22 protein-coding genes are annotated in these 25,898 nt (G+C 73.1%); 12 read left to right on the top strand and 10 right to left on the bottom strand.

The features are described 5' to 3' along the window. Positions 1-133: 133 nt before the first annotated feature. The 4 genes from AC07DI_RS06910 to AC07DI_RS06895 all read right to left on the bottom strand — a co-directional run bounded on the left by AC07DI_RS06910 (position 134) and on the right by AC07DI_RS06895 (position 5,133). Positions 134-1,510, bottom strand: a complete 1,377-nt coding sequence (locus AC07DI_RS06910) for a PAS domain-containing protein (RefSeq protein ID WP_478902700.1) — start codon at positions 1,508-1,510, stop codon at positions 134-136. Positions 1,511-1,972: 462 nt separating this feature from the next. After that, complete coding sequence (locus AC07DI_RS06905) at positions 1,973-3,607, bottom strand: transporter (RefSeq protein ID WP_478902699.1); 1,635 nt, start codon at positions 3,605-3,607, stop codon at positions 1,973-1,975. Next, positions 3,604-4,380 carry an ABC transporter ATP-binding protein gene (locus AC07DI_RS06900; RefSeq protein ID WP_478902697.1) on the bottom strand — a complete coding sequence of 259 codons (777 nt, stop codon included), beginning with the start codon at positions 4,378-4,380 and terminating at the stop codon, positions 3,604-3,606. The genes AC07DI_RS06905 and AC07DI_RS06900 overlap by 4 nt, the downstream gene beginning before the upstream one ends. Positions 4,381-4,449: 69 nt before the next feature. Then, a complete protein-coding gene (locus AC07DI_RS06895; RefSeq protein WP_384253705.1) occupies positions 4,450-5,133 on the bottom strand; it encodes a bifunctional DNA primase/polymerase in 684 nt (227 codons plus the stop codon). Between the two features lie 311 nt (positions 5,134-5,444). Between AC07DI_RS06895 and AC07DI_RS06890 the strand changes: the two genes are divergently transcribed. Then, positions 5,445-6,833: an NsdA family TPR-like regulatory protein gene (locus AC07DI_RS06890; protein ID WP_384253703.1), complete on the top strand. Its 1,389-nt coding sequence runs from the start codon at positions 5,445-5,447 to the stop codon at positions 6,831-6,833. A 159-nt stretch (positions 6,834-6,992) separates the two neighbouring features. Continuing rightward, complete coding sequence (locus AC07DI_RS06885) at positions 6,993-9,215, top strand: hypothetical protein (protein WP_478902694.1); 2,223 nt, start codon at positions 6,993-6,995, stop codon at positions 9,213-9,215. Between the two features lie 44 nt (positions 9,216-9,259). Here the strand turns inward: AC07DI_RS06885 and AC07DI_RS06880 are convergent, their stop codons facing one another. Continuing rightward, entirely contained in the window at positions 9,260-10,534 is a 1,275-nt protein-coding gene (locus AC07DI_RS06880) for an ABC transporter substrate-binding protein (protein WP_478902692.1), read from the bottom strand. A gap of 118 nt (positions 10,535-10,652) precedes the next feature. On the opposite strand from AC07DI_RS06880, the gene AC07DI_RS06875 reads away from it, so the two are divergent. Together AC07DI_RS06875 and purU are read left to right on the top strand one after the other, a co-directional pair. Continuing rightward, positions 10,653-11,153: an SCO4402 family protein gene (locus tag AC07DI_RS06875; protein ID WP_478902690.1), complete on the top strand. Its 501-nt coding sequence runs from the start codon at positions 10,653-10,655 to the stop codon at positions 11,151-11,153. 69 nt (positions 11,154-11,222) lie between these two features. Next, positions 11,223-12,104, top strand: coding sequence for a formyltetrahydrofolate deformylase (gene purU, locus AC07DI_RS06870; RefSeq protein WP_478902688.1), 882 nt, complete (start codon positions 11,223-11,225; stop codon positions 12,102-12,104). 16 nt (positions 12,105-12,120) lie between these two features. Here the strand turns inward: purU and AC07DI_RS06865 are convergent, their stop codons facing one another. Continuing rightward, entirely contained in the window at positions 12,121-13,416 is a 1,296-nt protein-coding gene (locus AC07DI_RS06865; RefSeq protein WP_478902686.1) for a zf-HC2 domain-containing protein, read from the bottom strand. After that, positions 13,413-14,021 (bottom strand): sigma-70 family RNA polymerase sigma factor, encoded by a 609-nt coding sequence (locus tag AC07DI_RS06860; protein WP_478902685.1) that lies wholly within the window; start codon positions 14,019-14,021, stop codon positions 13,413-13,415. Before AC07DI_RS06860 ends, AC07DI_RS06865 begins: the two co-directional genes overlap by 4 nt. A gap of 299 nt (positions 14,022-14,320) precedes the next feature. Here AC07DI_RS06860 and AC07DI_RS06855 point away from each other — a divergent pair, with 299 nt between their 5' ends. Next, positions 14,321-14,695: an STAS domain-containing protein gene (locus AC07DI_RS06855; RefSeq protein ID WP_384253686.1), complete on the top strand. Its 375-nt coding sequence runs from the start codon at positions 14,321-14,323 to the stop codon at positions 14,693-14,695. A 6-nt stretch (positions 14,696-14,701) separates the two neighbouring features. On the opposite strand, the gene AC07DI_RS06850 is transcribed toward AC07DI_RS06855, so the two are convergent. Then, positions 14,702-15,076, bottom strand: a complete 375-nt coding sequence (locus tag AC07DI_RS06850) for a VOC family protein (RefSeq protein WP_384253684.1) — start codon at positions 15,074-15,076, stop codon at positions 14,702-14,704. Positions 15,077-15,307: 231 nt separating this feature from the next. Here AC07DI_RS06850 and AC07DI_RS06845 point away from each other — a divergent pair, with 231 nt between their 5' ends. After that, complete coding sequence (locus tag AC07DI_RS06845) at positions 15,308-15,820, top strand: EF-hand domain-containing protein (RefSeq protein ID WP_384253681.1); 513 nt, start codon at positions 15,308-15,310, stop codon at positions 15,818-15,820. 21 nt (positions 15,821-15,841) lie between these two features. Here AC07DI_RS06845 and AC07DI_RS06840 read toward each other — a convergent pair whose 3' ends face one another. Beyond that, the gene (locus tag AC07DI_RS06840; RefSeq protein ID WP_478902683.1) at positions 15,842-17,440 is read right to left on the bottom strand and encodes a class I adenylate-forming enzyme family protein; all 1,599 of its coding nucleotides are present in this window, start codon (positions 17,438-17,440) and stop codon (positions 15,842-15,844) included. A gap of 176 nt (positions 17,441-17,616) precedes the next feature. On the opposite strand from AC07DI_RS06840, the gene AC07DI_RS06835 reads away from it, so the two are divergent. From AC07DI_RS06835 to AC07DI_RS06825, 3 genes are all read left to right on the top strand, one after another. Further along, positions 17,617-18,759, top strand: coding sequence for an acyl-CoA dehydrogenase family protein (locus AC07DI_RS06835; RefSeq protein ID WP_384253676.1), 1,143 nt, complete (start codon positions 17,617-17,619; stop codon positions 18,757-18,759). A gap of 8 nt (positions 18,760-18,767) precedes the next feature. Further along, entirely contained in the window at positions 18,768-19,607 is an 840-nt protein-coding gene (locus AC07DI_RS06830; protein ID WP_478902682.1) for an acyl-CoA dehydrogenase family protein, read from the top strand. Between the two features lie 560 nt (positions 19,608-20,167). Then, complete coding sequence (locus AC07DI_RS06825) at positions 20,168-20,758, top strand: ATP-binding protein (protein ID WP_478902681.1); 591 nt, start codon at positions 20,168-20,170, stop codon at positions 20,756-20,758. Positions 20,759-21,177: 419 nt separating this feature from the next. Here the strand turns inward: AC07DI_RS06825 and AC07DI_RS06820 are convergent, their stop codons facing one another. Beyond that, positions 21,178-22,116, bottom strand: a complete 939-nt coding sequence (locus AC07DI_RS06820) for a cyclase family protein (protein ID WP_384253669.1) — start codon at positions 22,114-22,116, stop codon at positions 21,178-21,180. A gap of 84 nt (positions 22,117-22,200) precedes the next feature. On the opposite strand from AC07DI_RS06820, the gene AC07DI_RS06815 reads away from it, so the two are divergent. The 3 genes from AC07DI_RS06815 to AC07DI_RS06805 are packed head-to-tail and all read left to right on the top strand — an operon-like array spanning position 22,201 to position 25,636. Further along, positions 22,201-23,112: an SDR family NAD(P)-dependent oxidoreductase gene (locus AC07DI_RS06815; RefSeq protein WP_478902679.1), complete on the top strand. Its 912-nt coding sequence runs from the start codon at positions 22,201-22,203 to the stop codon at positions 23,110-23,112. Positions 23,113-23,167: 55 nt separating this feature from the next. Then, positions 23,168-24,574 (top strand): acyl-CoA dehydrogenase family protein, encoded by a 1,407-nt coding sequence (locus AC07DI_RS06810; protein WP_478902677.1) that lies wholly within the window; start codon positions 23,168-23,170, stop codon positions 24,572-24,574. 12 nt (positions 24,575-24,586) lie between these two features. After that, positions 24,587-25,636: a Zn-dependent alcohol dehydrogenase gene (locus AC07DI_RS06805; RefSeq protein ID WP_478902675.1), complete on the top strand. Its 1,050-nt coding sequence runs from the start codon at positions 24,587-24,589 to the stop codon at positions 25,634-25,636. Positions 25,637-25,898: the final 262 nt, after the last annotated feature.

Raw genomic sequence — 25,898 nt, 5'->3', positions numbered from 1 at the left:
CCCCTTGGGGGGGCTGGTCTGGTGTCGTTGGCTGCGGGTCTCGTGTGGTTGGGTGCGCAGTTCCCCGCGCCCCTGGGGGGCGCGGGTAGGTGCGGGACGGTGTTCGGTGGGATCGCCCCCCCGTCCTGCCCCTTCAGTGGCCCAGTGCCTGCGCCAGGTCGAGGGACGCTCCCACCCGCGACGCCACACTCTCCGCGTACGCCGCGTCGCCCCCGTCGAACTGCCCCCGGCCCGACCCCCGCAGGAACGTCGCCACGCCCAGTGTCCGGCCCCGGCTGCGCAGCACCACGCACAGGGCGTGCACCGAGTCCTCGGGCCACTGCCGGGCCGCCGCCCACTCCCGTACCCGCTCCGGTGAGGCGCCCGCCCCCGCGCTGGCCCGCACCGAACCGGTGCGGGCGACGCACTGCGGTGCGGGGTGGCCCTCGGGGTAGCGCACCGGGATGCCCGCCATGGCGACCGGCAGGCACGGGCCAGGCGGGCCCGCGGGCGTCGCGGCCACCCGCACCAGGCGTACCGGATTCTCGTTCGCCAGCAGGTCCACCAGGGCGTGGTCGGCGAATCCGGCGAGCGCGAAGTCCAGCTGGACCGTGGCGGCCTCCATGGGGTCCTCGCACTCGGCGGTGGCCCGCGCCGCCCGGTGCAGCTGCTGGGAGCGGAAGCGCAGCTGCGAGGCCACCTGCTCGGTCTGCCTGGCCTCCGTCACGTCCATGAAGAGCCAGCCGACCCCCAGCGGCACCGGCTCCTCGGCGAGCGGTGAGGCCAGCCGCAGGAAGCCGCTGCGCCAGCAGCGCCGCTCGGCGCCCTCCTCCTGGCCGGCAGCGGACCGCACCGTCACCCACATCTCGGCGGGCGCGGGCGGCGTGCCCTCGGCCAGTACGTGGGTCAGCGCGCTCTCCAGCTCCTCGACGCCCTGCCCGAGCAGATCGGCCAGCGGGCGTCCGAGGACGGCGGTGCGGCCCACTCCGAAGGCACGGGCCGCATGTTCGTTCACCACCGCGGGGCGCAGGTCCGCGTCGACGAGGACGACGCCCCACGAGGCGTTCTCGAAGAGCGCCTCGCTCAGCGCGATGGAGCGCTCCAGGTCGATCTGCGCGTGGACCTCGCTGAAGGCGCAGTACATCCCCGCGGACTTGCCGTCACCGCCGCGTACGGCCGCCGACTGCATCCGTACGAGCACCCGCCCGCCGGCCTTCGTCACCAACGCGAACTCGTGCACCTGCCGCCCCGGCGCGTCCATCGCCGCGAGCAGCCGCTCCTCGACGTCCCCGGCGTCCGCCGTCCGCACCGCCCAGCCGGTGAACCCCCGCCGCCCGACGGCCTCCGCCGCCGACCAGCCGAGGATCCGCTCCGCCTCGCGGTTCCAGTGCGTCACGACACCGTCGGTGTCGAACGCGCACAACGCCGCGTCCATCCCGTCGAGCAGGGCCGCGAGCAACTCGGCTCCGCCGGGCTCGGGCTCTTCAGGACCCAGTTCGTCAGTAGTTCCGCTCTGCCGCGAAGCACTCACCTGGAACCCCCTACAGGCCGTGTCCTCGTCCTCGTGCGCCGCGCGAACCGCCGGCACCGCACGTCCAGATCATTCAACTGGAACGTGACGCACCCCACAGGTAGTTCCCCGAAGTTGGAAAGAAATCGTTGCGTGCGAAATTCGGTTGTGCGGCCCGCGGGGCGGTTCCTAGGGTGGCGTGTACACACGAAGGGAGGTGGTTCGGCAGATGTATGAAACCCGGACGCGTGAGGTGGCTGCGGGCTAGCGGCCCGTCGTCGCAACTCGAATTCGGCGCCGGACCAGCACGTGTGATGTGCGTGCAGCCGGCCCTATTCCCAAGCAGTCACCCGACCCGCGAGCCGCCGGTACGTCCGGCCGGCTTCCTCCGCCCGGCTCGCCCGGCGCGGCAGGAACCACGGCTCGCGGGTCGCCTGCGTTCCCCAGTACGACGACGCAGACGACGCATGTGCCCACAGGCTCTCAGCCCTTGCTCACCGCCGTGAGGATCTCCGGCAGGCGCCCGGCGAGCCGCGGGGCCGCCGACCGCAGGCCCAGCTCCGTGACGAGCGCCCCGTACGCCGCGCCCAGCGGGAGCAGGAGCCAGCTCCAGGAGGCCGTGCCCGAGGCGTGCAGCCAGATCGCGAGGGCCAGGACCGGGGCGCACAGCAGGGCCGCCGCGACCATGCCGCCGAAGACGCCGATCCAGGCGAGCCCCGCCTGCCCGGGGGCCACGTTCTTGTAGCCCTCCTGCGGGATCGAATAGGGGAAGCGGGCCGAGGACCAGGCGCCGGTGGCCAGCATCGCGCCGAGCAGCGCGAAGGAGAGGCCGAGTACCTCGGGCAGGGCGGGCCAGTCGCCGAGCACCGCGGTCGTCAGGGCGGTGACCAGGGTGGCGTAGGGGAGGGTGATGACGAGGAGCGCCAGGGCCCGGCCGCGCAGTTCGACGTACGCGTCGCGCTTCGACGAAATGGTCATCGCCACCGTCCAGAAGGCCGAGGTGTCCTGGCCGAACTGGTTGTACATCAGGACGCCGAGCATGCCCGCCGCGAAGCACGCCAAGTAGACGGATCCGGAGCCCTGAAGGGCGTTGAAGAGCGGCACGATCAGGCCGATGGCCAGGGACGTCACCCAGGCCGCCTTGGTCTTCGGGTCCCGCCAGACGTAGCGCAGGCTGCGCTCCATGACGGTGCCGGTGCGGCCCGCGGGGAGCAGGCCGGCGAGCGCGCCCCGGCCGCGGGACGCGCCCTTGTCCGGTGCTGCCGCCGCGAGCGTGGAGCCGTCCGGCGTCGTCATCAGGCGGGTCAGGCTGCGCTGCCAGAGGGCGAGGAGGGCCGCCAGGGCCCCGGCGGACAGGACGAGCTGGGCGGCGCCCCGCGCGTACGAGCCGTCGCTCACCGAGTCCACCGCGCCGAGCGCGGCGGCCGGCGGGAGCCAGCGGACGATGTCCGCCGCCGGGTCCAGCGTGGAGAGCCCGGACGAACCGAGCCGCTGCGCGCCGAAGTTCACGACCTGCGCGCCGACCGCGATGAACAGGCCGCTCAGGACGGCGAGGTCGCGGCCCTTGCGGCTGGTGAGGAGGCGGATGTTGGCGGCGGCGACCGCGCGGGCCAGTGCCACGCAGATCAGGAGGGTGAGGGCGACCGCGAGGACGCCGGTGACGGCCGCCGCCGCGCCGTGCGCGAGCGCGACCGCCGCGCCGGCCGCGAGGGTCAGCGTGAAGAGCGGCCCGATGCCCACGAGGGAGGCCACGAGCAGCGCCCGCACGAGGGGGCGTGGCCGCAGCGGCAGCATGACCAGGCGGGTCGGGTCGAGGGTCTCGTCGCCGCTGGGGAAGAAGAGCGGCATGACCGCCCAGCCGAGGGCGAGCACGCCGACGAGCAGGACGCAGACGGTGGCGGCGTGTGCGTCGCCGCGCAGCGCGATGAGGCCGAGGAGCTGGAGGGCGGCGCAGAGCAGGGCGACGACGGCCGACGCGATGTAGGCGGCGCGGCGGCCCGCCGACTGGCGCAGGCCGTTGCGCAGGAGGGACAGCTTCAGGCGTACGAGGACGGGAGTGGCGCCCGTCGCGGGGGCGGCCGGGGCGGGGCCGGTCCGGGTGGGCAGGTGCGCGGTCATCGGGCGCCGCCGCCGAGCCAGTCGAGGTGCGAGCCCGCGTCACGCCCGCCCGCCCCGACGAGTTCGAGGAACGCCTGCTGCAACGAGGGCGCCGCGCCCCGCACCTCGGCGAGCGTGCCGTGCGCGCGGATGCGTCCCGCGGCCAGTACCGCGACCCAGTCGCAGAGCGACTCGACGAGCTCCATGACGTGCGAGGAGAAGACGACGGTGGCGCCGGAGGCGGTGTAGCGCTCCAGGACGCCGCGGATGATCTGCGCGGAGACCGGGTCGACGCCCTCGAAGGGCTCGTCGAGGAAGAGGACTTCGGGGTTGTGGAGCAGCGCGGCGGCGAGGCCCACCTTCTTGCGCATGCCGGTGGAGTAGTCGACGACGAGCTTGTGCTGGGCGCCCGCGAGGTCGAGGACGTCGAGGAGCTGGGTGGCGCGCTTGTCGACCTCGGCGCCGGGCAGGCCGCGCAGCCTGCCGGTGTACGCGAGGAGTTCGCGCCCCGAGAGCCGCTCGAAGAGGCGCAGGCCCTCGGGGAGCACGCCGATGCGGGCCTTGACCGCGACGGGGTCGCGCCACACGTCGTGCCCGGCGACCTCGACGGTGCCCCGGTCCGGTCTGAGCAGTCCGGTGACCATGGAGAGAGTGGTGGTCTTGCCCGCGCCGTTGGGCCCGACCAGGCCGATGAACTGGCCCGCGGGGAGCGTCAGATCGATCCCGGCCACGGCGATCTGCTCGCCGAACTGCTTCCAGAGACCCTGGACCCGTACCGCCACCGCTTCGCTCACCGTGCCGCCCTTCGCCGTTTCGCCCGTGTTTGCACGATACGACGACGGCGGTGCCCGGCGGCCCGTGGGTCAGCGGCGTGCTTCCCTGCCGCACGCGTACGCCAGCGGCGAGAGGATCTCCTCCGCGTCCGGCAGCCACCGGTTGGCGGCGGTGGGGCGGCAGGCCCACTGGACCGAGCCGCTGGCGCCGAAGCGGGTCGGGGGAGCGGCGACGTAGGCACCCTCGCCGTAGGTGACCAGGTCGATGGCGGCCGGCGGCCAGCCCAGCTTGCGTACGAGGTCGGGGACCTTGACCGCGGCGCCGGGCAGCACGAAGAACTGCATGCGCCGGTCGGGGGTGCAGGTCACGGGGCCGAGGGTGAGCTCCATCCGCTCCATGCGGGCCAGCGCGAGGAATCCGGCGGTCTCGGGCACGTCGATCGCGTCGAAGGTGCGCCCGGTGGGCAGCAGGATCGAGGCGTTGCCCTGCTTCTGCCAGAGCCTGCGGGCCACCGTCGCGCTGCCGGTGGCCTGGGTCGCCCAGTCCTCGCGGGCGGCGTGTGCGCCGGGCGCGTCGCATGCGGTGTCCCCGCACGAGCACTGCTCGACGCCGTCGACGGACTCGAGCCAGGTCCCGGGGAACACGTCCCAGTGACGCTCCTCCGCGTATCGCACGGCCGTGTCCAGCAAGGCCTCTCCGCGCTGCTTCGGGATCTGCGCGGCTGACGTGACTCCGATGGTCTCTTCCACGACGTTCTCAACTCTTGGTGCCATCGGGGGTTACGGGCGCACGCGAGGGCGGGGGAGGAGCATCGATCCTGCGACTGGGGCGCATGGGTGCATGAGTGGGGGCGCGCGTGGGGATTGGCTGCCGGTCGCGGGTAGCCAGGTCACGGGCAATCAGAGGACGCCTCGGAGGCCCGGGAACCGGCAGGTGCGTGCGGATTCGCACGTGTGGTTCCGTATGGCCTCTTTTGCTTCTTTTGTGGCGCATCTTCGCCTTGCCCCAAGGGCATTGATCACCGGGAGGCGGTCCACGGCGGCCGCCCGTTCCGATGGTCCACGGTGCACACAGGGGGTACGCCATGGCCGCCAGGCCGCTCGTCGCGCGACAGCCCAACGAAAGGCTGCAGGCGCTCATTCAGGAAGCCGGCTGCTCCAACGCCGGACTGGCCCGCCGGGTCAACATGTGCGGCGCGGAGCACGGTCTCGATCTGCGCTACGACAAGACGTCGGTGGCCCGCTGGCTGCGCGGTCAGCAGCCGCGCGGCAGGGCGCCCGGCATCATCGCGGAGGCGCTCGGCCGCAAGCTGGGCCGCACCGTCACCATCGACGAGATCGGCATGGCGAACGGCAAGAACCTCGCCTCCGGCGTCGGACTGCAGTTCTCGCCGACCGTTCTCGGCGCCATCGAGCAGGTCTGCGAGCTGTGGCGCAGCGACGTCGGCCGCCGCGACTTCCTGTCCGGCTCGTCCGTGGCTGCCTCCGCACTCGTCGAGCCCAGCCGCGACTGGCTGATCTCCTCGCCGGACTCGCAGGTCGGGCGGTCCGCCGGGCCGCGCGTCGGCATGTCGGACGTGGCGGCGGTCAAGGCGATGACGGAGGCGCTGACCCAGCTCGACCACCGGTTCGGCAGCGGTCATGTGCGGCCGGTCGTCGTGCACTACCTCAACTCCGTGGTCTCCGGGCTGCTCGCGGGCTCCTACCGCGAGGCGGTCGGGCGCGAACTCTTCGCCGCGGTCGCGCGGTTGACCGAACTCGCCGGGTACATGGCGGTCGACACGGGGCAGCCGGGCCTCGCCCAGCGCTACTACATCCAGGCGCTCCGGCTCGCCCAGGCTGCGGGCGACCGGGGATACGGCGGGTACGTACTGGCCGCGTCGATGAGCCACCTCGCCGCGCAGCTCGGGAACCCGCGCGAGATCGCCCAGTTGGCGCGGGCCGCCCAGGAGGGCACGCGCGGCCGGGTCACGCCCCGCGCACAGGCCATGTTCTACGCGGCCGAGGCGCGCGGGCACGCGCTGCTCGGGGACGCGCGGGCCACGCAGGTGGTGGCGGGCCGTGCGGTCGAGGCGATGGACCGGGCGGCGGCCGAGACCTCATCCGGCGACGACCCGGTGTGGATCCGGCACTTCGACCACGCGTATCTGGCCGATGAAATGGCGCATTGTCACCGGGACCTGGGCCAGGCGGACGCGGCGGCGCGCAGCGCCCAGGAGTCCCTGGACGGGCACCCCGAGACGCGGGCGCGGCGGCGGGCGATCGGCCTGGTCCTGCTGGCCACGGCGCAGGTGCAGCGGCGCGAGGTGGAACAGGCCTGCCACACGGGCCTGAAGGCCGTCGAACTGCTCGGCACGCTGCGGTCCAACCGGGGCGCCGAGTATCTGGAGGACCTCCAGGAGCGGCTCGACCCCTACCGGGAGGAGCCGGTGGTAAGGGAGTTCGGCGCGCGCGTCGACGTGCAGGCGGCGTGACGAATCGGCGGACGCGCCCCTGAACAGCGCCGGAGCGGGAGCTTTTGTTACTGCTGCCGCCCGGCGTGGGGCTCCGTCATGAGCTGCGTGGCAGAGGGATGTGGCGACCCGGTAGCGTGACCCGACGGTTCCGTAGGTCCCCCATATGTAGGAGTCCCGGTGACGCAGCAGAGCGGTCAGGGCGCTGCTTCCTCCGATCCGCAGCAGCCCGCGGCCCGGCCCGCCCACGAGGGCGTCGTGCTGCCCGCGGACGGCAGCGAGCCGCTGTTCCCCGGCGACGCGGGCCGGCACGCCACCCCGGCGGGCGGCAGCCCCTGGGGCCAGCCGTGGGGTCCCGAGACGTCCGGACCGCCTCCGGCACCCGGTCAGGGCCAGGGCCAGGGCCAGGAGTGGGGCACGCCGCCCCAGCAGCCCCAGGCCCAGCCACTGCCCCCGGAGGGCACCGCCCAGCCCCCGCAGTACGGCGGCTACGCCCCGTCGGGCCACCCGGACGCTTCGTACGGCGGCGCGCAGGGCTACGGCGACCAGCAGCAGTACGGCACGCAGGGGTACGGGCAGCAGCAGCCGTACGCCGGGCAGCAGGGCGGCCAGCAGCAGCCGTACGGCGGCCAGGGGTACGGGCAGCAACAGGGCGGCACCCAGGGGTACGGCGACCAGGGGTACGGCGGCCAGGCGTACGGTGCCCAGGGGCACAGCGGTCAGGGATATGACGGTCAGGGCTACAGCGACGGCCGGCAGACCGGGAACGCGGGTCAGTCGGGCCAGCCGTATCAGGCGGGCCAGTCGGGCCAGGCGGGCCAGCCGTATCAGGCGGGCCAGTCGGGCCAGGCGGGCCAGCTGGGCCAGGCGGGCCAGGCGGGCCAGTCGGGGCAGCCGGGCCAGTTGGGGCAGCCGAGCCCGCCGCGCCAGTCAGCCGATCCGGGCCACTCGGGCCAGGGCGCCCCCTCCTACGGCACCGACCGGCCCGGCCACGGCTCGCACCGCGCGTCCGCCGCGCAGGGCGGGCCCGGCGCGCACGGGGCGCAGCCGGCGCACGGTGCCCATGCCGCGTCGTCCGCTCCGCAGTCGAGACCGGGCGCGCACGCCGCGCCACCGACCGGGCAGCCCCTGCCCGACAGCCAGGACGCCCGTTCCCTGCCGCCCGCCGCACCGGCGCACGGCCGGGGATCCCAGCCCCTGCCGCCGACCGCCACGACCCCGGCGAGCCTCCCGCTGCCGCCCGTCGCCGCGCCGGGCGCACCGTCCGACAGCGAGGCCACCCAGTACATCGCGCCCGTGCCCGCGGCGGGGCCCGGCGGCATCGACGAGGGCGCCACGCAGTACCTGCCTCCGGTGACGCCCGGCGCCCTGCCGCCCGAGGCTCCCGCCGCCGACGCCACCCAGTTCCTGGGCCGCGCCAACACGCCCGCGCCCGGTGCCATGCCTGGTGCCATGCCCGGCGCCGGGGCCGTGTCCGACAGCGAACCCACCCAGTTCATAGCGCCCATACCGGGCGGAAACGGCCCCGTGGGCCACGGCTCCGCAGGTCACGCCGCGCCGCCGGAACCCGCCGCCGCCCCCTACGGCATCCGCCCCGGCGCTCCCGGCGACCGTCAGCCGCCCGCCGAGTTCGACAGCCTCTTCCGCACCGAGCCCGAGGCCGATGGCCCCGCCTCCACGCAGCAGATGCCCCGCGTCCAGGTGCCGGGTTCCGAGCCCGTCCCAGAGTCCGCGGGCCACGGCGGCGGTCACGGTGGCGGCGGGCGGCGCGGCGGCAGGACGGGATCGAAGGTGCCGCTGATCGCCGCCTTCGGCGTCGGCATCGCCGTGCTCGGCATCGGCGCGGGTGCGCTCCTCAGCAACGGCGACGACGATGACCCGAAGGCCGACGGCAAGCCCGTCTCCGCCTCCGCCGAGCCCGAGGAGCGGCCCTCGCCGACCGCCGACCCCGCCAAGGAGCAGGCCGTCGCCCTGGACCGGCTCCTGGCCGACAGCAACAACAGCCGTGACACGGTCATCGCCGCCGTACGCAACGTCGGCAAGTGCCAGAACCTCGGCCGGTCGGCGAAGGACCTGCGCGCCGCGGCCAAGCAGCGCAGCGGCCTCGTCACCCGGCTCGCCGCCCTGAAGGTCGACAAGCTCCCCGCCAACGACCAGCTGACCGCCTCCCTCAACAAGGCGTGGAAGGCCTCCGCGGCGGCCGACAACCACTACGCCGCGTGGGCGGACCAGGTGGCGGGCAGGAAGGGCTGTCACAAGGGCCACGCCCGCAACACCTCACAGGCCGCGGCGGGCAACAAGCAGAGCAACGCGGCGACGGCCTCCAAGGAGCAGGCCGCGAACCACTGGAACGCGATCGCCCGCAAGTACGACCTGACCGAGCGCAACAGAACCCAGCTCTGAGAGTCGGCACTCGACGCACGGCGCCCGGCGCCCGGAGCGGGCGGCTACGCCGTCTGCTCCAGCGTCTTCTGCACGTTCACGAACCCCCTCCGCGCGGGGACGAGCCGGCCGTCCCGCACCACCTGGAACGTCACGCCCGAGTTGATCAGGCGCGGGAAGTCACTGGCCGCGAGCAGGTCCTCGAAGCGCCAGCGCAGCGGCGGTGTGAGGCCGCCCGTGCCGACCCGCAGGCCGTCGTCGAGGGCGCGGCGCAGGGTGCGCGAGGAGACCTCGCCGCCGTCGAGCGACTCGACGACCTGCTTCAGGACGGTGTACGCGATCCATGTCGTCTGCACGCCCGCGTCCGCCGGGTCGACCCGGTTGTCGCCGAACGCCTGCTCGCGGATGACGTCCCGCATCTGCGACCACCGCGGGTCGCCCGTCGGGGGGTACCAGCCGGTGACGTACGCCCCCTCGTAGGGACCGCTCGCGCCGCCGGTGCGGTCGATGAGGGACTGGTCGACACTGCCGAGCACCGAGGAGATCCGTACCGGCGGATAGTCGTCCTTGGTGCGGCGGAACGAGTCGTAGAAGGTGTCGGTGCGCGCGCCGAGCGCGGCCGTCACGCATCCGTCGTCGGCGCCCGCGGACTTCAGGGCCTGCTCGGCCTGCGGGGTCAGGTCGGTGCCGTCCTCGGGGGCGCGGATGTCCGCGACGGGCTTGTGGTGGCCGTCGGCGAGGCCCTGGTTGAGGAGTTTGGGCAGCTCGTCACCGGCGAGGGTGTCGGGGCGTACGAGGGAGACGCGGGCGCAGCGGGCGGCGAGCTGTCGGCCGTTGCCGGCGAGCAGGGCCGGTTCGCCGCCGTTGACGGGGTACGAGAGCGGACTGCTGAACTCGTCGTCGGTGATGCCGTAGCCGCCGATGTAGGGGATGCCCGCGCCCTCCAGCGGGGCGAGGAAGGAGCTGCCGTGCTGGCTGTACGCGCCGACCACCGCCGCCACGTCGTTGTCGACCGCCTCGCGCGCGCAGTCGGCGGCGCCCACCGTGTCGTTGTGGTCGTTGCAGGTGAGGACCTTCAGCTCGTGACCGTCGAGGCCGCCGTGCGCGTTGACCCAGCGCGCGTAGGCCTGTGCCATGGCGGGGACGCCCGGCTTGTTGGTGGCTTTGGTCTTCTCGGGGGCCCAGGTCATGACGGTGATCGGGTCATCCCTGGTACCCCCCGTGGTGCCAGGGATGACCCCGCAACCGGATATCAGGGACGAACACGCCGCCACGGCGGCCGCGGAGAGCAGGGCGGTTCGGGTGGGGCGGGGGAGGAAGGTGCGTCGCCAGCCGGTCATGTCCCTGCACGATTCCGTTGTGCGGCCAACCGTGGAGTGACGCGATTTCAACGGACAGTGACATGAAGGTGAACGGGCGGGGTCCGGTTCGAGTGCGGCGGGTGGGAACGTACGATCCATGACCGTGCAAGGTTCGGAGAAGTCTTCCCGTCGCGGCCGTCGCTCCAGCACCATGGGTGGCATGCCGACCAACGACATGCCGTGGTGGCGCTGGCGCAGCAACGTGCGCTCGGCGCTGCACATGCTCTCCGACCCCGCGTTCCAGCGGGAGTGCTGGCTCGTGGGCCGCGAGGAGTACGGGGACGTGACCGACGCCGTGTACCGGCTCGTCGAGGACACCTGGCTCGACAACTGGTCCGCCGAGAAGTACGTGGGGACGATCTTCCGCGACCCCCAGGAGGCGGCCCTCGTCGACACGGCCGTGCTGCGGGTCCTGCGGATCATGCACGAGGTGGGCCCCGACGCGCTGGTCTCCGTCTATCTGGAGCACCCGGGATGGCCCGAGGCGGTCCGCGCGGCGCGCGACGCCCACGTGCGCCTCGCGGCGGGCGACGGGGAGGACCCGGACGTACCGCCGAAGACCCTCGAAGTGCTGCGGATCATGACGCGTGCCGCCTGATCGCGCACCGGGGGTCCGACCGGCGGGACGATTGCCCACAGCGGTGCCCGCTGTGGGAACCTTGGCCGCATGAACGAGCAGTCCACCGCCCCCGCCGCCCTCGCTGAGCAGTACGTCCTCACCCTGTCCTGCCCCGACAAGCAGGGCATCGTGCACGCCGTGTCGAGCTACCTCTTCATGACCGGCTGCAACATCGAGGACAGTCAGCAGTTCGGCGACCACGACACCGGACTGTTCTTCATGCGCGTGCACTTCTCGGCCGAGTCGCCGGTGACCGTCGACAAGCTGCGGGCGAGCTTCACCGCGATCGGCGACTCCTTCCACATGGACTGGCAGATCCACCGCGCCGAGGACAGGATGCGGGTCGTCCTGCTCGTGTCGAAGTTCGGGCACTGCCTGAACGACCTGCTGTTCCGCGCCCGCATCGGCGCGCTGCCCGTCGAGATCGCCGCGGTCGTCTCCAACCACACGGACTTCGCCGAGCTCGTCGCCTCGTACGACATCCCCTTCCACCACATCCCGGTGACGAAGGAGACCAAGCCGGAGGCCGAGGCGCGGCTGCTCGACGTCGTGCGCTCCCTCGACGTGGAGCTCGTCGTCCTCGCCCGCTACATGCAGGTGCTCTCGGACGACCTGTGCAAGGAGCTCAGCGGGCGGATCATCAACATCCACCACTCGTTCCTGCCGAGCTTCAAGGGCGCGAAGCCCTACCACCAGGCGCACGCGCGCGGGGTGAAGCTGATCGGCGCGACCGCGCACTACGTGACGGCCGACCTCGACGAGGGACCGATCATCGAGCAGGAGGTCGAGCGGGTCGGCCACGGCGTCACCCCCGACCAGCTGGTCGCGATCGGCCGCGACGTGGAGTGCCAGGCGCTCGCGCGGGCCGTGAAGTGGCACGCCGAGCGCCGCATCCTGCTGAACGGCCGCCGGACGGTCGTCTTCGCGTAGAGCGTCGTCCGCGGGGCTACATCCGGCTCAGCGAGGCCGCCGCGAACAGCACGTCGCGGATGGCCTCGCGATCGCCGTCCTGACCCGCGGCCGCCTCCTCGGGGGAGACGTGGCCCGCGGCGAGGCGGCAGAACTCCACGCCGTCGAGCGCCACATGGGCCACCTCGTGCTCGCGTGACGCGGTCGCCGCGGGCGAGTCGAGCGGGATGAGCCACTCGCCGCCGCCGAGCCCCTCGATCTCCAGGCGCAGGCTGCGGCCCGGCGCGCCCGCCGCCACCAGGTGGCGGGGCGGCGCCGCGAGTCCGGAGCGGCGGCGTCCGGCGAGCGTGCCGGGAAGCATCCGGGCGGCGAGGTCGATCATGTGGTGGAGGTGCCGGGGCGCGGGCGGCGCGTACGGGTAGTCCACGGCGTGCGCGATGTCGCCCGCGTGGATCCAGCACTCGAAGGCGCGGTCCACCATCGCGTCGCGCAGCGGCAGTTCGACCTTCTCGGGCGCCTGGGCGTCCGGGCCGCCGCCGGGAGCGGGCACCGTCCCGTACGGCACGGGGAGCCGGCCCGAACCGTCGCCCGCGAACGACACCGTGCGGATCAGCTCGTGCGTCTGCTCGCGCCAGGGGGTGCGCACCGCGCGCGTGGGCGGGAAGTACGAGGCGCGCCAGTACGCCTCGGTGCGGTGGTCGGGGTCGCGCGGCACCCGGACGTCGGCGCCGAGCGGGTCGTCGAGGCCGAGGGCGAGCCCCACCATGCCGTCGACCGCGAGGAGGTGCGCGATGACCCCGGCGACGGTGGTCTTCCTGCTGACCGGCCCCTCGTCGTCGGACCAGCGCAGCCGCACCGGCGCGTGCCACTCGGAGTCGCCGATGTCCTTCAGGAGGGCGTCGAGGCGGGCGGTCTCCGCGTCGTACGGGACGGCCCACTCGGGCACCGGGATGCGGGGCGGGCGCCGGCCCAGGCAGCTCTCCAGGACGCGGGTGCGCAGGCCCGGGTCGAGGTCGAGGCTCTCATCGGGGTGCAGCAGGCCGACGGCGTCACGCAGCCGCAGCGCCTCGTCCGCGCAGGGCCCGCAGTCGCCCAGGTGCTCCTCGACGGCGACGGCCTCCTCCGCGGAGCAGGCGGAGAGTGCCCAGGCGCCGAGGAGGGACTTCAGGACGCGGTGATCGAGGACGAGCGGCACGGCGGCCGTCGGCGGGGGCGGCACGGGCTGCCCGGTGTCCTCTATGGAGGAGCGCGGCATCGGTATGCGCGGGGTGGCGTCGGCGCCGTCCCTGTGGTCGGGCCCTTCGTGTGGGTCGGGGCGGTCGGAGCCGGTCACAGTGTCGTCCCGGACCCGCGCGAGATGTCGGGCCCGGCGCTGCGGGCCGCGCCGGCGGACGGGTCGCCGACGTCGTTGGCCGTGGACAGGAGCTGCAGGCCGAGGCGGAGCCTGCGCCGGGCCTCGTCCTCGGTGACGCCGAGGTCGGCGGCCGTCCGGCGGTAGTCGCGCCGCTGGAAGTACGCGAGTTCCAGGGCGGCCCGCAGCGGGGTCGGCATGGCCGTGACGATGTAGTCGGCGCGGGCCGCCACGGAGGCGCGGCGGACCTTGCGCTCCAGCTCCTCGGGGGTGCCTTCGCCGCCGCGGGCGAGGGCGGCGGACTCGGTCTGGCGGAGCCTGCGCACGGCCTGGCGGTGGGTGAGCGTGGCGATCCACGAGCGCAGCGGGCCCTGCTTCGGGTCGTAGGCGTCGGGGTTCTCCCAGACGTGGGCGAAGACCTCGCGGGTGATGCGGTCGGCGGCGTGCTCGTCGCCGAGGACGCGGTGGGCGAGGTTGTGCACGAGCGAGGCGAAGCGGTCGTAGAGCTCCGCGAGCGCGGCGGCCTCCCCGTGCGCGAGCCGCTGCTGCATCCGGCGGTCCCAGCGCCGCGGCGCGTCCTTCGGCATGCGGCCCCCTCGTGCGCTTGCCCTGTTCTGCCTACTCCGACGGTACTTCCCGTTCGGCTCCTCGCGTCCGTCGCTCTCCCCCGAATGTAGTCGGCGGCGTCGGCAGCGCACTTCGGTTTGTCGCAAAGCGTGCCCTTTGCCGGAGGGCGGGTGATATTGACAAGGGACCGCTGGTGTTTCATGGGGGAGCGGTGGGGCAGCAGAAGCAGAACCAAACGTAGGGACTGCTTCCGGATCGCTCCGGAACGATGGGCAGGCTGGGCAGGCAGGACAGGCAGAGCGAGCGGGAGGCGTGGCGCGTGACGCTCAAGGTGACGGTGGACGAGCAGGACGGCTGGGCCGTGCTGTGCGTCTCCGGCGAGATGGACCTGCTGACCTCGCCCGTGGTGCGCCAGCGCGTGCACGACGCCGTGGCCGACGGCCGCCGCCGCATCGTGCTCGACCTCTCCGAAGTGCTGTTCTGCGACTCCAGCGGCGTCGGTGTACTGATCGCGACGCGCCGCCTGATCCGCTCCTTCCAGGGCCACCTGAGGCTGATACTGCCCGCCAAGGGCGCCGAGGACGGCTCGCACGTCAACCGCGTCCTCGCGGCCCTCGGCGTACGCAGGCTCTTCGAGGTCTTCCCCGACGTCCCCGCGGCACTGGACGACGGCGCGACCCCGCTCTCCGCCTGAGAGGCCTCAGGCCCCCTCGACGAAGAGGCAGAACGGGTGGCCTTGCGGGTCGCGCAGGACGCGCACGTCGTTCTGCGGCTGGTGCTCCTCCAGCGTCGCGCCCAGAGCGCGGGCCCGCTCGGTCTCCGCGGCCAGGTCGTCGACCTCCAGGTCGAGGTGCGCCTGCATCTGCTGAGTGTCGGGGCCCTGCGGCCAGACGGGGGGCGTGTGGTCGGCCTCCAGCTGGAAACTGAGGCAGGGACGGCCCTGTTCGGGAGCCTGGAGGCGGACCCACTCCGCAGAGCGCTCCGCCTCCTGCCAGCCCAGCAGGGCACGGTAGAAGTCGGCGAGGGCGGGCGGGTCGGGAGACCCGAGAACAAAGCCACCGAGTGTCGTCGTCATGCCTCCCACCTTGCCCCCGAACCCGGCCCGCACGCCTCCCGCTTCACGCGGCACCCACGCGCCCCATCGCACCCGTGCCGCACCGTGCCACACCCTTGTCCCGGAATTCCCGCGGTCTTGGCACAAGCTTCGCTTTCGCGCTGCCGGGCACCCGGCACCACGTACGCTCGCTGCCGGGGGAAACCACCCCGAGCATGCACCCAACCGCGGAAGTGAGGCGGCCCGAAGATCATGGACAGTGCCGAGTACGAGCGTAGGATCGCGGCCCGGTTCGCCACCTTCGACCAGGACGGCAACGGCTACATCTCCCGTGAGGACTTCAGCACGGCGGCCGCCGCCCTGTGCGCGGAGTTCGGCGCGACGGCCCGCTCCGAGCAGGGGCAGGCCCTCTATATCGGGGCCGAGGCGTTCTGGCAGGGCATGGCCGGCATCGCGGACCGCGACGGGGACCAGCGGATCACCAAGAGCGAGTTCGTGGGCGGCGCGGTGAAGCGGCTGCGGGACAACCCCCAGCGGTTCGCCGAGATCGCCCGGCCGTTCCTGGACGCGGTGATCGTCGTGGCCGACGGCGACGCGGACGGCGCGGTGACGCCCGAGGAGGCCGGGCGCGCGCTCAAGGCGCTCGGGGTGGACGAGGACGTCGCCGCGGGGTCGGCCGCCGCACTGGACGCGGACGGCGACGGCCGGGTCACCGAGCAGGAGATCGTGCAGGCCTTCGCGGAGTACTTCACGGTCCCGGAGTAGGCGTGCGGCAGGCGGCGCGCGTCAGTTCTCCGAGAAGCGTTCGCGCAGCTTGTACTTGAGGACCTTGCGCAGCGTCTCGTTGCGGGGGAGCGCCTCGACCAGCTCCAGCTGTTCCGGCAGCTTGTAGGTGGCGAGGCCTTCCCCGCGCAGGTACGAGGTGACGGCCGCCAGCGTCAACCGAGCGGTGCCCGCCCGTGGTTCGACCACCGCGCAGACGCGTTCCCCGCGCTCGGGATCGGGCAGGCCGACGACCGCGGCCTCGCCCACGGCCGGGTGCCGGTGGAGCAGGTCCTCGATCTCCTTGGCGGAGATGTTCTCGCCCTTGCGGATGATGACGTCCTTCGCCCGCCCGGTGAGCACCAAGTGCCCCGTCGGCTTGAGGTGGCCGAGGTCCCCGGTGATCAGGAACCCGTCGGCGTCGAAGACGGCCGCGCTCTGCGCCGGGTCCAGGTAGCCCCGGCAGACGGCCTCCCCGCGCAGCCGCACCTCGCCGTCCGCGCCGGGCGGCAGCTCCTTGCCTTCGGTGTCGGTGACGCGGATCTCCATGCCGGGCGGGGGCAGCCCCTCGGTCGTCGCGAGGTTCTCCGCGGTGTCGTCCGGGACGCCCATGGTGATCATCGGCACCTCGGTCATGCCGTACCCGTGGGTGAGCCCGCACCCCATCTCGCGCACCACCGCGTGGTAGATCTCCGGCGGCTTGGGCGCGCCGCCGCCCGCGAGCAGGCGCAGGGTCGGGATGAGCTTCTCGCCCGGGGGCAGTTGGCGCTGTTCGGTGAGGAACATCGAGTAGAACGCCGTCGACCCGCCCGCCACGGTCACGCCGTGCCGCCGGTAGCCGTCGAGCGCGGCGGGCAGCGCGAAGTGCTCGAACATGACCGCGGGGAAGCCGTAGAGCAGCAGCATCACGGTGTAGTCGAGCCCGCCGATGTGCGCGAAGGGGAACGCCATCGAGCCGACGTCCGACGCGCTCAGACGCAGGGCGTGGGCCAGGCACGAGCCGCCCGCGATCAGCGAACGGTCGGTGTGGAGCACGCCTTTCGGGTCGGACGTGGTGCCCGACGTCCAGTAGATCCAGCGTACCGCCGTCCCGTCGGAGGGCGGCGGGGGCAGTGCGGACGGATCGCCGTCGGGCAGCGACTCGTACCCGTCGAAGACCTCGAACCGCCCGCCGCCACCAAGACGGTGGGCCATCTCCGTGTGGTCGAAGCCGCGCCAGACGCCGGGCACCGCGAAGAACTCCGCCCGCGACTCCCGGAGCGCGAAGCCCACTTCGCGGTCGCGGTGGAAGGGGATCAGCGGCGACTGGACGGCTCCGAGACGGGCGAGCGCGAAGGAGAGCAGGACCGTCTCGATCCGGGTGGGCAGCTGCCAGGCGACGACCGTGCCGGGCCGCACCCCCATGGCGTACAGACCGGCGGCGACGCGCTCGGCACGCTCGCGCAGCTCGCCGAAGGTGAGTGCGCGGTCGTCGGCGGGGTGGGCCGCGGCCTGGATGAGCACCGGCCGCTCGGGGGTGAGCGCGGCGCGGCGCGCGATCAGCCCCCAGAGCGTGCGGGACTCACCCAGTTCGTACGCGGTCTCGTTCCGCTCGTACGCGGTCCCGTTGCGCGCGGCGCTCATGCGGCCTCCAATCCCGTTGTCCGCGACAGGAACTGACGGGTAGTCAGCTTGTCCAGTGAGCGTAGGCCCGGGCGCCTTGTCGGTCCAGGGGTGCGGGGCTAGCCTGCGCTCTGACGGTACGTCAGCTGTCACCGCATCGCCCCCGCCCGATCCCCTCCCGGACCCGTAGGAGCCGCATGGATCTCACGTACACCGACGAGGAGGAAGCCTTCCGGGCCGGGCTGCGCGACTGGCTCGCGGTGGTGCTGCCGAAGCTCCCCGCCAAGCCCTCGCCCCAGGACTGGCCCGGCCGCCGCGCCTACGACACCGCGTGGCAGCGCATGCTGTACGACGCGGGCTACGGCGACGTGCACTGGGACGCCTCCCCGACGCAGCGGCTCATCTTCCTGGAGGAGACGGAGAAGGCGGGAGCGCCCTACGTAGGGGCCAACTTCGTTGGCCTGCTGCACGCGGGACCGACCATCGCCAGTGAAGGCACCCCCGAGCAACGCGCACGCTGGCTGCCGCCCGTGCTGCGCGGCGACGAGGTGTGGTGCCAGGGGTTCAGCGAGCCCGAGGCCGGGTCCGACCTCGCGGCACTGCGCACGCGCGCGCGGCGCGAGGGCGACCACTACGTGGTGAGCGGGTCCAAGATCTGGACCTCCCACGCGGAGGTGGCCGACTGGTGCGAGCTCCTGGTGCGCACGACACCGGTGAGCGAGGCGGTGCCCAAGCATCGCGGCATCACCTGGCTCGCGATGCCGATGGACGCCCCCGGGATCACCGTGCGGCCGCTGCGCACCCTCGCCGGGTCGACGGAGTTCGCGGAGATGTTCCTCGACGAGGTGCGGGTGCCGGTGGCGAACCGCGTGGGCGAGGAGAACGACGGCTGGCGCGTGACGATGGTGACCCTCTCCTACGAGCGGGGCACCGCCTTCGTGGGGGAGGTGGTGGCCTGCCGCCGCGTCCTTGGCGAGCTGGCCCGCGAGGCGCGCGGGAACGGCCGCTGGGACGACTCGGCGCTGCGGCGCAGGCTGGGCCGGCTGAGCGCCGAGTTCTCGGCCCTGTGGCGGCTCACGCAGTGGAACGTGAGCGAGGCGCAGCGCACGGGCGGGGTCCCCGGCGTGGGCGGCTCGGTCTTCAAGCTGCGCTACTCGCACGCGCGCCAGGAGCTGTACGACGCCGCGGCCGACGTCCTCGGCGCGGGCGCCCTCGACCTCGGGCAGGAGTGGACCCTGGACCGCCTCTCCTCCCTCTCGTACACCATCGCCGCGGGCACCTCGCAGATCCAGCAGAACATCGTGGCCGAGCGCATCCTCGGCCTCCCGAAGGGCCGGTGAGGGGGCGCGTGGACTTTCAACTGACGAAGGACCAGCGGGCGTTGCGGGCCGGGGTGCGGCAGCTCCTGGAGGGGCGGTTCGTGCTGCGGGAGGCCGCGGACCGGGTGGACCGGGGACTCTGGCGCGAGCTGGGGGAGGCCGGGTTCTTCTCGCTCGCGCTGCCCGAGGAGGAGGGCGGGGTCGGACTGGGGCTCCCCGAGGCCGTGTTGATCTTCGAGGAGGCGGGGCGCGCGCTGCTGCCGGGGCCCGCGGTGGCGTCGTTCCTGGCGGCGGGCGTCGTGCCGGGCGCCGCGTCGGGGGACGTCGTGGTGACCGCGGTCGACGGGTCGCTGGTGCCGTGGCTGGAGGAGGCGGACGTGGTGCGGGGCGATGTGACCGGCGCCGTGCCGCTGCGGTCCGTCGACCCGCTGACACCGCTGCACCGGGTGCCGGACGCCGGGAACCTCACCGGCGGCGCCCTCCTCTACGCGGCGGAACAGCTGGGCAGCGCCGCCCGCACCTGCGAGGCCGCCGTGCAACACGCGTGTCGTCGCGAACAGTTCGGCCGCCCGATCGGCGCGTTCCAGGCGGTGAAGCACCTCTGCGCGCAGATGCTGGTGCGGACCGAGCTGGCCCGTAGCGCTGTGTACGCGGCGGCCGTCACCGGCGACGCGCTGGACGCCTGCGCCGCCAAGCTGCTGGCCGACGACGCGGCCGTGCGCAACGCGCGGGACTGCCTCCAGGTGCACGGCGGCATGGGGTTCACCTGGGAGGCGGACGTGCATCTGCACCTCAAGCGGGCCTGGGTGCGGGCCGAGCTGGGGCGGACAGCGCGGGACGCGGAGGAGGAGCTGGCCGCGGCGCTCTGAGGGGCGGTCCCGGGAGCCGGTCCCGGAGCCGGACCTGGAGCTGGACCTGGAGCCGGTCCGGAGGCCGGTGCGCGAGCCGGGCCGGGGGCTGTTCCGGGGTGGATTCGGCGGGGTGCCAAAAATTGGTCTGTCCGATATCGTGCGCTATGTGCGTTGTTTCGTCGGTCGAAACCCTTCTGCATGAAGGCTACTGAGCGTCGATATCGGGTTGTGTCCTACGCGTGACTCGTCACGGCATGGAGTCAGTGCCCGGCTCGGGTACCTTGTGTGGGATGCGAGTGGTTCAGAGATGGAGCCATGCCGGTGTTGCCCATGCGGCGGCCCCGGGCCCGGCGATGCGCGCCGCTCGCAGTGCAGGGCGGGGTTTCGCCCCCGTCTGTTCGACCCCCTGCGGTGCGCGTCGCACAGTATGCAGTACGCGTACTCCTTCGCGCTGGAATATGCCCGAAGCGCTTGTTGGGGTGACTGAACGTCAATCATGCTGTCTCCCAAGGGGATCACGTTCCGTGACCCTGTGGAGTCGCGAGGCGATGTGTCCGCCGGTTCGGATGGTGTGAGCGGTGCAGGTGCTTCAAGTTCAGCTGGAGGTCGGGGCTGACCCCGCCGAGGTGGGACGGGCCAGGCGGTGGGCCCGTTCACGGCTCGCGGGATCAGGGATAGAAGCCGACGAGCCGGTTGCCGAGACCTTGATCCTGTTGATCTCCGAGCTCGTGACCAACGCCGTTGTGCACACGGGCTGTCCGGCCGTCCTGCGTATGCTGCTCCCCGGCGTCCCCGCCGACGTGCCGGGGACGGTCCGGGTCGAGGTGGCCGACAGGAGCTCCCGGCCGCCCGCCCAGCGGCACGCGGAGGGCGACGACACCAACGGCCGCGGCCTTGAGCTGGTCGATGGACTCGCCGACCGGTGGGGCTGGCAGCCCGAGGGTTCGGGCAAGAGCATCTGGTGCGAGGTGGACCGGTGCGACGCCGGTGTGCCCGCGGCGACGTTCGAGGGGGCGACCCACGACGGGACGGCCTGCGACGCCGCGGCCTACGAGGTGACCCAGGTGAAGCCGCGCGGCATGACGGCGTGCGACGGGGCGGCCTATGGCGCGGCGGCCTACCGCCGGGTGGCGTACGGCGACGTCGACGTCGCCTACGAAGCGGTCTGAGGACGTCGCCCACGAGCGGTCCGAGGGCGAGCGGGCCGTACGCTCCGCCCGGCCCGCCGGTTCGCGAGCCCGCATGCGCCGCCGTGTGCCTCGGTGCGCACTGCGATGCGCGGGTGGACAAGGCGGGCGACAGGGCGCCAATCGCCAAGTGGGTGTTGACGTAGCGTGTTCGATTGATCACGCTGGTGTGCAGCGATTCGCCGCGAGGGGACGTCGAGGGCGCTCCGTGACGGAGGTCCTCGGCGAGGTGTGAGTCGCGATTTCGGCGCCGTTCCCTTCGCGGCCGTACGGGACGCGGAGTCGAGCGCCGGAGCCGGACGGCGGCGTGCGCGGCGGCGCGCTCGGGGCGAGAGCCGACGCGCCGCCGTCCGGAGTGCGCTGGGACGGACGTGCGGACGCGCTGTCCGCGGCGCGAGGTGTCAGAGCACGGCGACCGGGGCGACCGGCGTGCCGGTTCCGCCGACGAAGGGCTCCGGCATCGCGGAGAGCAGGAAGGAGTGCCGGGAAAGTTCTGCACAGGCTGTGGACAAGTTTTCCAGATTCCAGTTCTGGCCCTGCAGCATCCCCATCTCGACCAGGTCGAGCGCGTGCACGGGCAGCCACAGGTTCTCGATCTCCGGCGGGAAGATCTCGAAGGTCAGCGTGTCGTTGGCGACGGCCGCCACGTCCCGCGCGTGGAACCACTCGGGCGTACGCAGCGAGAGTCCGGGCGACGGGTAGGCGTACGCGTGTTTGTCGCCCGCCAGATAGACCTGGACCTGCCCCGTGCGGACGAGGACGATGTCGCCCGCGCGGACCGTGACCGCGCCGAACTCCGCCGCCTCGTCCAGGTCTTCGGGCGTGACCGCGTGATCGCCGGGCAGCCGTTCGAGCCCCTTGGCGCGCGCCACGTCCAGAAGTACGCCGCGCGAGACGATGTGCCGCGCCTTGTCGATGCCGCCGAACTGCGCGCCGGTGTGGGCGGTGATGGTGTCCGCCGGGCGGCCGTTGTAGATCTTCCCCGAGTGCGACACATGTGTGAGGGCGTCCCAGTGGGTGGCCGTCTGGAGTCCCATCGTCACCGCGTCGTCGCTGGTGGCGACCGTGCCGGGGCCGAACAGCTCCTGGTTGATCTGCACCATCGTGTGCAGGGGGTTCACCCGGCCGGGGATCATGCCCGTCTGCACGCCGTCCTCCTTGAGCGGCAGCGCGAGCGGCACGCGGCGCCCGGTCCTGACCTCGCCCGCGGCCGCCCGTACCACGTCGTCGGTGACCAGGTTGAGCGTGCCGGTCTCGTCGTCGGGCCCCCAACGCCCCCAGTTGTTCACGCGTTTGGCGATGTCGTGGAATTCCGCCGGCAGTGCGTCGGGACGTGACATGGGTCCTCCGCGGGGCTTGTCTTCCGGTGTCTGACGGGTCATAGAATCTAACGGTCCGTCAGAAACCGCGGGAAGGGGCCGGGCGTGGGGAACTTCTTGGCAGGCAAGGTGGTGGCCGTGACCGGCGCGGGGCGCGGCATCGGCAGGGCCGTCGCGCTCGCCGCCGCGGCCGAGGGGGCGAAGGTCGTCGTCAACGACTACGGCGTCTCCATGGCGGGCGGCGAACCGACCAGCGAGGTCGCCGACGCCGTGGTCAAGGAGATCCGGGCGGCGAGCGGCGAGGCCGTCGCCGTCGCCGACGACATCTCGACCATGGCGGGCGGCCAGCGGATCGTCGACGTGGCGCTCGCCGAGTACGGGCGCGTCGACGGAGTGGTCTGCGTCGCCGGGATCCTGCGGGAACGGATGCTGTTCAACATGTCCGAGGAGGAGTGGGACCCGGTCGTCGCCACGCACCTGAAGGGGACGTTCACCGTCTTCCGTGCCGCGTCCGCGGTGATGCGGAAGCAGGGCTCCGGCACCTTGATCGGCTTCACCAGCGGCAACCATCAGGGCTCCGTCGCGCAGGCCAACTACAGCGCCGCGAAGGGCGGGATCATCTCGCTGGTACGGAGCGCGGCGCTGGGCCTGCACAAGTACGGGGTCACCGCCAACGCCGTGGCCCCCGTCGCCCGTACGCGGATGTCCGCCAACGTACCGATGGAGCTGAAGGAGATCGGGGAGCCCGAGGACGTCGCCGCCCTCGTCGTCTACCTGCTGAGCGAGCGGGCGCGCGCGGAGGAGATCACCGGGCAGGTCTACACGATCGCGGGCCCCAAGATCGCCGTCTGGGCGCAGCCGCGCGAACTGCGCGCCGGGTACGCCGACGGGGCGTGGACCCCGCAGAAGATCGCCGACTTCCTGCCCGGCACGGTCGGGACCGACCCGATGCCGATGCTGGCGCGTCTTGAGGCCATGGCGAAGGCGGCGGCGGCCAGGGAGCGGCCGAACGCGTAGGCGGTACGGGCGTGGTGGCGCGGGGCCGGACACGGGTGGAGTGGGAGGCGGGACGGTGGAGTTCGGTTTCGGACCCGAGGACGAGGAGTTCCGCGCCGAGGCACGGGCGTGGCTCGCCGAGCACCTCGTCGGCGACTTCGCGTCCGCGGCGGGGCGCGGTGGGCCGGGCAGTGAGCACGAGGGGGGTGAGGTGCGGCGCGCGTGGGAGCGGGAGCTGGGGCGGGGCGGGTGGATCGGGCTCGGGTGGGACGCGGGTGCGGGTGCGAGTGCGAGTGCGGGTACGGGTACGGGTACGGGTACGGGTGCCCGTACGGGGGTTTACGGGAATCGGGTCGGCACGCTGACGCAGCAGGTCGTCTGGGCGGAGGAGTACGCGCGGGCCAGGGCGCCCGGACGCTACGGGCACATCGGCGAGAACCTCCTCGCGCCGACGCTGCTCGCCTACGGCAGCCAGGAGCAGCGAGACGAGTTCCTGCCGCCGATCGCGCGCGGCGAGGCGCTGTGGTGCCAGGGGTACAGCGAGCCGGGGGCCGGGTCCGACCTCGCGGCGGTGCGGACGCGGGCGGAGCGGGACGGGGCGGAGTTCCGCGTCACGGGGCAGAAGATCTGGACGTCGTTGGCGCGGGAGGCGGACTGGTGCTTCGTGCTGGCGCGTACGGGGGGTGGGGGCGGGGATCGGGCCGGAACCGGGGGTGGGGCCGAGGGTGGGGCCGGGGCTGGGCGGTCGCGTCGGCACGCAGGGCTTTCCCTGGTGCTGGTGCCGATGGATCAGCCCGGGTGCGTGGACGTACGGCCCATCCGGCAGCTCACCGGGACCAGTGAGTTCAACGAGGTCTTCTTCGACGGCGCACGCGCGCGTGCGGCGCATGTTGTGGGCGGCGTCGGCAACGGGTGGCGGGTCGCCATGGGTCTGCTCGGGTTCGAGCGGGGCGTCTCCACGCTGGTGCAGCAGATCGGCTTCGCGCAGGAGCTGGGAGAAGTGGTGCGGGCGGCGCTCGACTCCGGGGCGGTGGAGGACCCCGTGGTGCGGGAGCGGCTGGTGCGGCAGTGGGCGGAGTTGCGGGTGATGCGGTGGAACGCGTTGCGGACGTTGGGGTGTTCGGGTGGCGGGGGCGGGGGCGGGGGCGGGGGCGTGGGCATGGGGGGCTTAAGGGGTGCAGGGGGCTCTGGGGGTGGGAGTGGTGCCGGGGGTGGGGCCGTCGGGGCACCCAGTGTCGCCAAGCTTCTGTGGGGGCGGTGGCATCAGCGGCTCGGGGAGCTGGCCATGGCGGTGCGGGGGGCGGCGGCAGCCGTGGGGCCTGCCGACTGGGACCTCGCCGCGCCGTACGAACTCGACGCCCTGCAACGGCTCTTCCTCTTCAGTCGCGCCGACACCATCTACGGCGGCTCGGACGAGGTGCAGCGGAACATCATCGCCGAGCGGGTGCTCGGTCTGCCGAGAGAGGCCGGTGGGCCTCGGTGAGGGGAGCGCGCCATGAGAGGTGTCGTCTTCGACGGGACGCGGGTCGAGGTGGTCGACGACCTGGAGATACGGGAACCGGGGCCGGGGGAGGTGCTCGTCGCGGTCGCCGCGGCCGGGCTGTGCCACAGTGACCTCTCGGTGATCGACGGGACCATTCCGTTTCCGCCGCCCGTGGTGCTGGGGCACGAAGGGGCGGGGGTCGTGGAGGCGGTCGGGTCCGGTGTCACGCATGTGGCGCCCGGGGACCATGTGGCGCTCTCCACGATCGCCAGCTGCGGGGCGTGCGCGGACTGCAACCGTGGCCGCCCGACCATGTGCCGCAAGGCCATCGGAACGCCGGACCAGCCGTTCACGCGGGGCGGCAAGCCGGTGTACCAGTTCGCGGCCAACTCCGCCTTCGCGGAACGCACGATCGTCAAGGCGGTGCAGGCCGTCCCGATCGCGGACGACATCCCGCTGACCTCGGCGGCACTGATCGGGTGCGCGGTCGTGACCGGGGTGGGGGCCGTCCTGAACCGGGCCGCGGTCGGCCTCGGCGACTCGGTCGTCGTCATCGGGACGGGCGGGATCGGGCTCAACGTGCTGCAGGGTGCGCGGATCGCGGGGGCGTCGCGGATCGTGGCGGTCGACGCGAATCCGGAGAAGGAGGCGGTGGCCCGGCAGTTCGGTGCCACGGACTTCTTCCCGTCCACGGCAGGGGCGCGGGGGGTCCTGCCCCAGGGGGCCGACCACGCCTTCGAATGTGTGGGCCGGGTCGAGCTCGTCCGGGAGGCGATCGACCTCCTCGACCGGCACGGGCAGGCCGTCCTGCTCGGCATGCCGGGAGCCGCCGCGGAGGCGTCGTTCGTGGTCGCGTCGATGTTCCTGGACAAGTCGATCCTCGGCTGCCGCTACGGGAGCGCGCAGCCGCAGCGGGATTTCGCCCGGTACGCGGAGCTGTACCGGGCCGGCCGACTGCTCCTGGACGAACTGGTGACGGCGACGTACCCGGTGGAGGACTTCGCGAAGGCGGCGGAGGACGCGGGGGCGGGGAAGGTGGCGCGGGGGGTGTTGACGTTCTGATCTTTTCGGGCGGGTGCGCCTTGGGCTGATGCGCCTCGGGTGCGTCTGTGGGGCGGGGCCGCGGGGGTATGTGCGTACTCGCTATCCCTGCGTCACGCTGCACGAACAACGGGGCTACAGCGTGCTCGGTGCTCCGTTCGCACATACCCCCACGTCCCCTCCGGCCGGTTTCGCGGCTGCGGCCCGGTGGTGGTGCACCTGCCCCGGGGGCCGTTCTCGGCTGCGGGCCGGTGGGGGGCTCGCTGCCTCGACTCCCGCCGTG

This window comes from Streptomyces sp. NPDC044106 (assembly GCF_056433985.1).
The sequence above is the reverse complement of the archived record's forward strand: the minus strand, read 5'-3'. Positions and strand labels throughout refer to the sequence as shown.

Coding starts and splice junctions, on each gene's coding strand:
- AC07DI_RS06905 (WP_478902699.1), bottom strand. CDS start 3,607: ATGACCGCGCACCTGCCCACCCGGACCGGCCCCGCCCCGGCCGCCCCC.
- AC07DI_RS06895 (WP_384253705.1), bottom strand. CDS start 5,133: ATGGCACCAAGAGTTGAGAACGTCGTGGAAGAGACCATCGGAGTCACG.
- AC07DI_RS06890 (WP_384253703.1), top strand. CDS start 5,445: ATGGCCGCCAGGCCGCTCGTCGCGCGACAGCCCAACGAAAGGCTGCAG.
- AC07DI_RS06880 (WP_478902692.1), bottom strand. CDS start 10,534: ATGACCGGCTGGCGACGCACCTTCCTCCCCCGCCCCACCCGAACCGCC.
- AC07DI_RS06875 (WP_478902690.1), top strand. CDS start 10,653: ATGACCGTGCAAGGTTCGGAGAAGTCTTCCCGTCGCGGCCGTCGCTCC.
- purU (WP_478902688.1), top strand. CDS start 11,223: ATGAACGAGCAGTCCACCGCCCCCGCCGCCCTCGCTGAGCAGTACGTC.
- AC07DI_RS06860 (WP_478902685.1), bottom strand. CDS start 14,021: ATGCCGAAGGACGCGCCGCGGCGCTGGGACCGCCGGATGCAGCAGCGG.
- AC07DI_RS06850 (WP_384253684.1), bottom strand. CDS start 15,076: ATGACGACGACACTCGGTGGCTTTGTTCTCGGGTCTCCCGACCCGCCC.
- AC07DI_RS06845 (WP_384253681.1), top strand. CDS start 15,308: ATGGACAGTGCCGAGTACGAGCGTAGGATCGCGGCCCGGTTCGCCACC.
- AC07DI_RS06840 (WP_478902683.1), bottom strand. CDS start 17,440: ATGAGCGCCGCGCGCAACGGGACCGCGTACGAGCGGAACGAGACCGCG.
- AC07DI_RS06835 (WP_384253676.1), top strand. CDS start 17,617: ATGGATCTCACGTACACCGACGAGGAGGAAGCCTTCCGGGCCGGGCTG.
- AC07DI_RS06820 (WP_384253669.1), bottom strand. CDS start 22,116: ATGTCACGTCCCGACGCACTGCCGGCGGAATTCCACGACATCGCCAAA.
- AC07DI_RS06805 (WP_478902675.1), top strand. CDS start 24,587: ATGAGAGGTGTCGTCTTCGACGGGACGCGGGTCGAGGTGGTCGACGAC.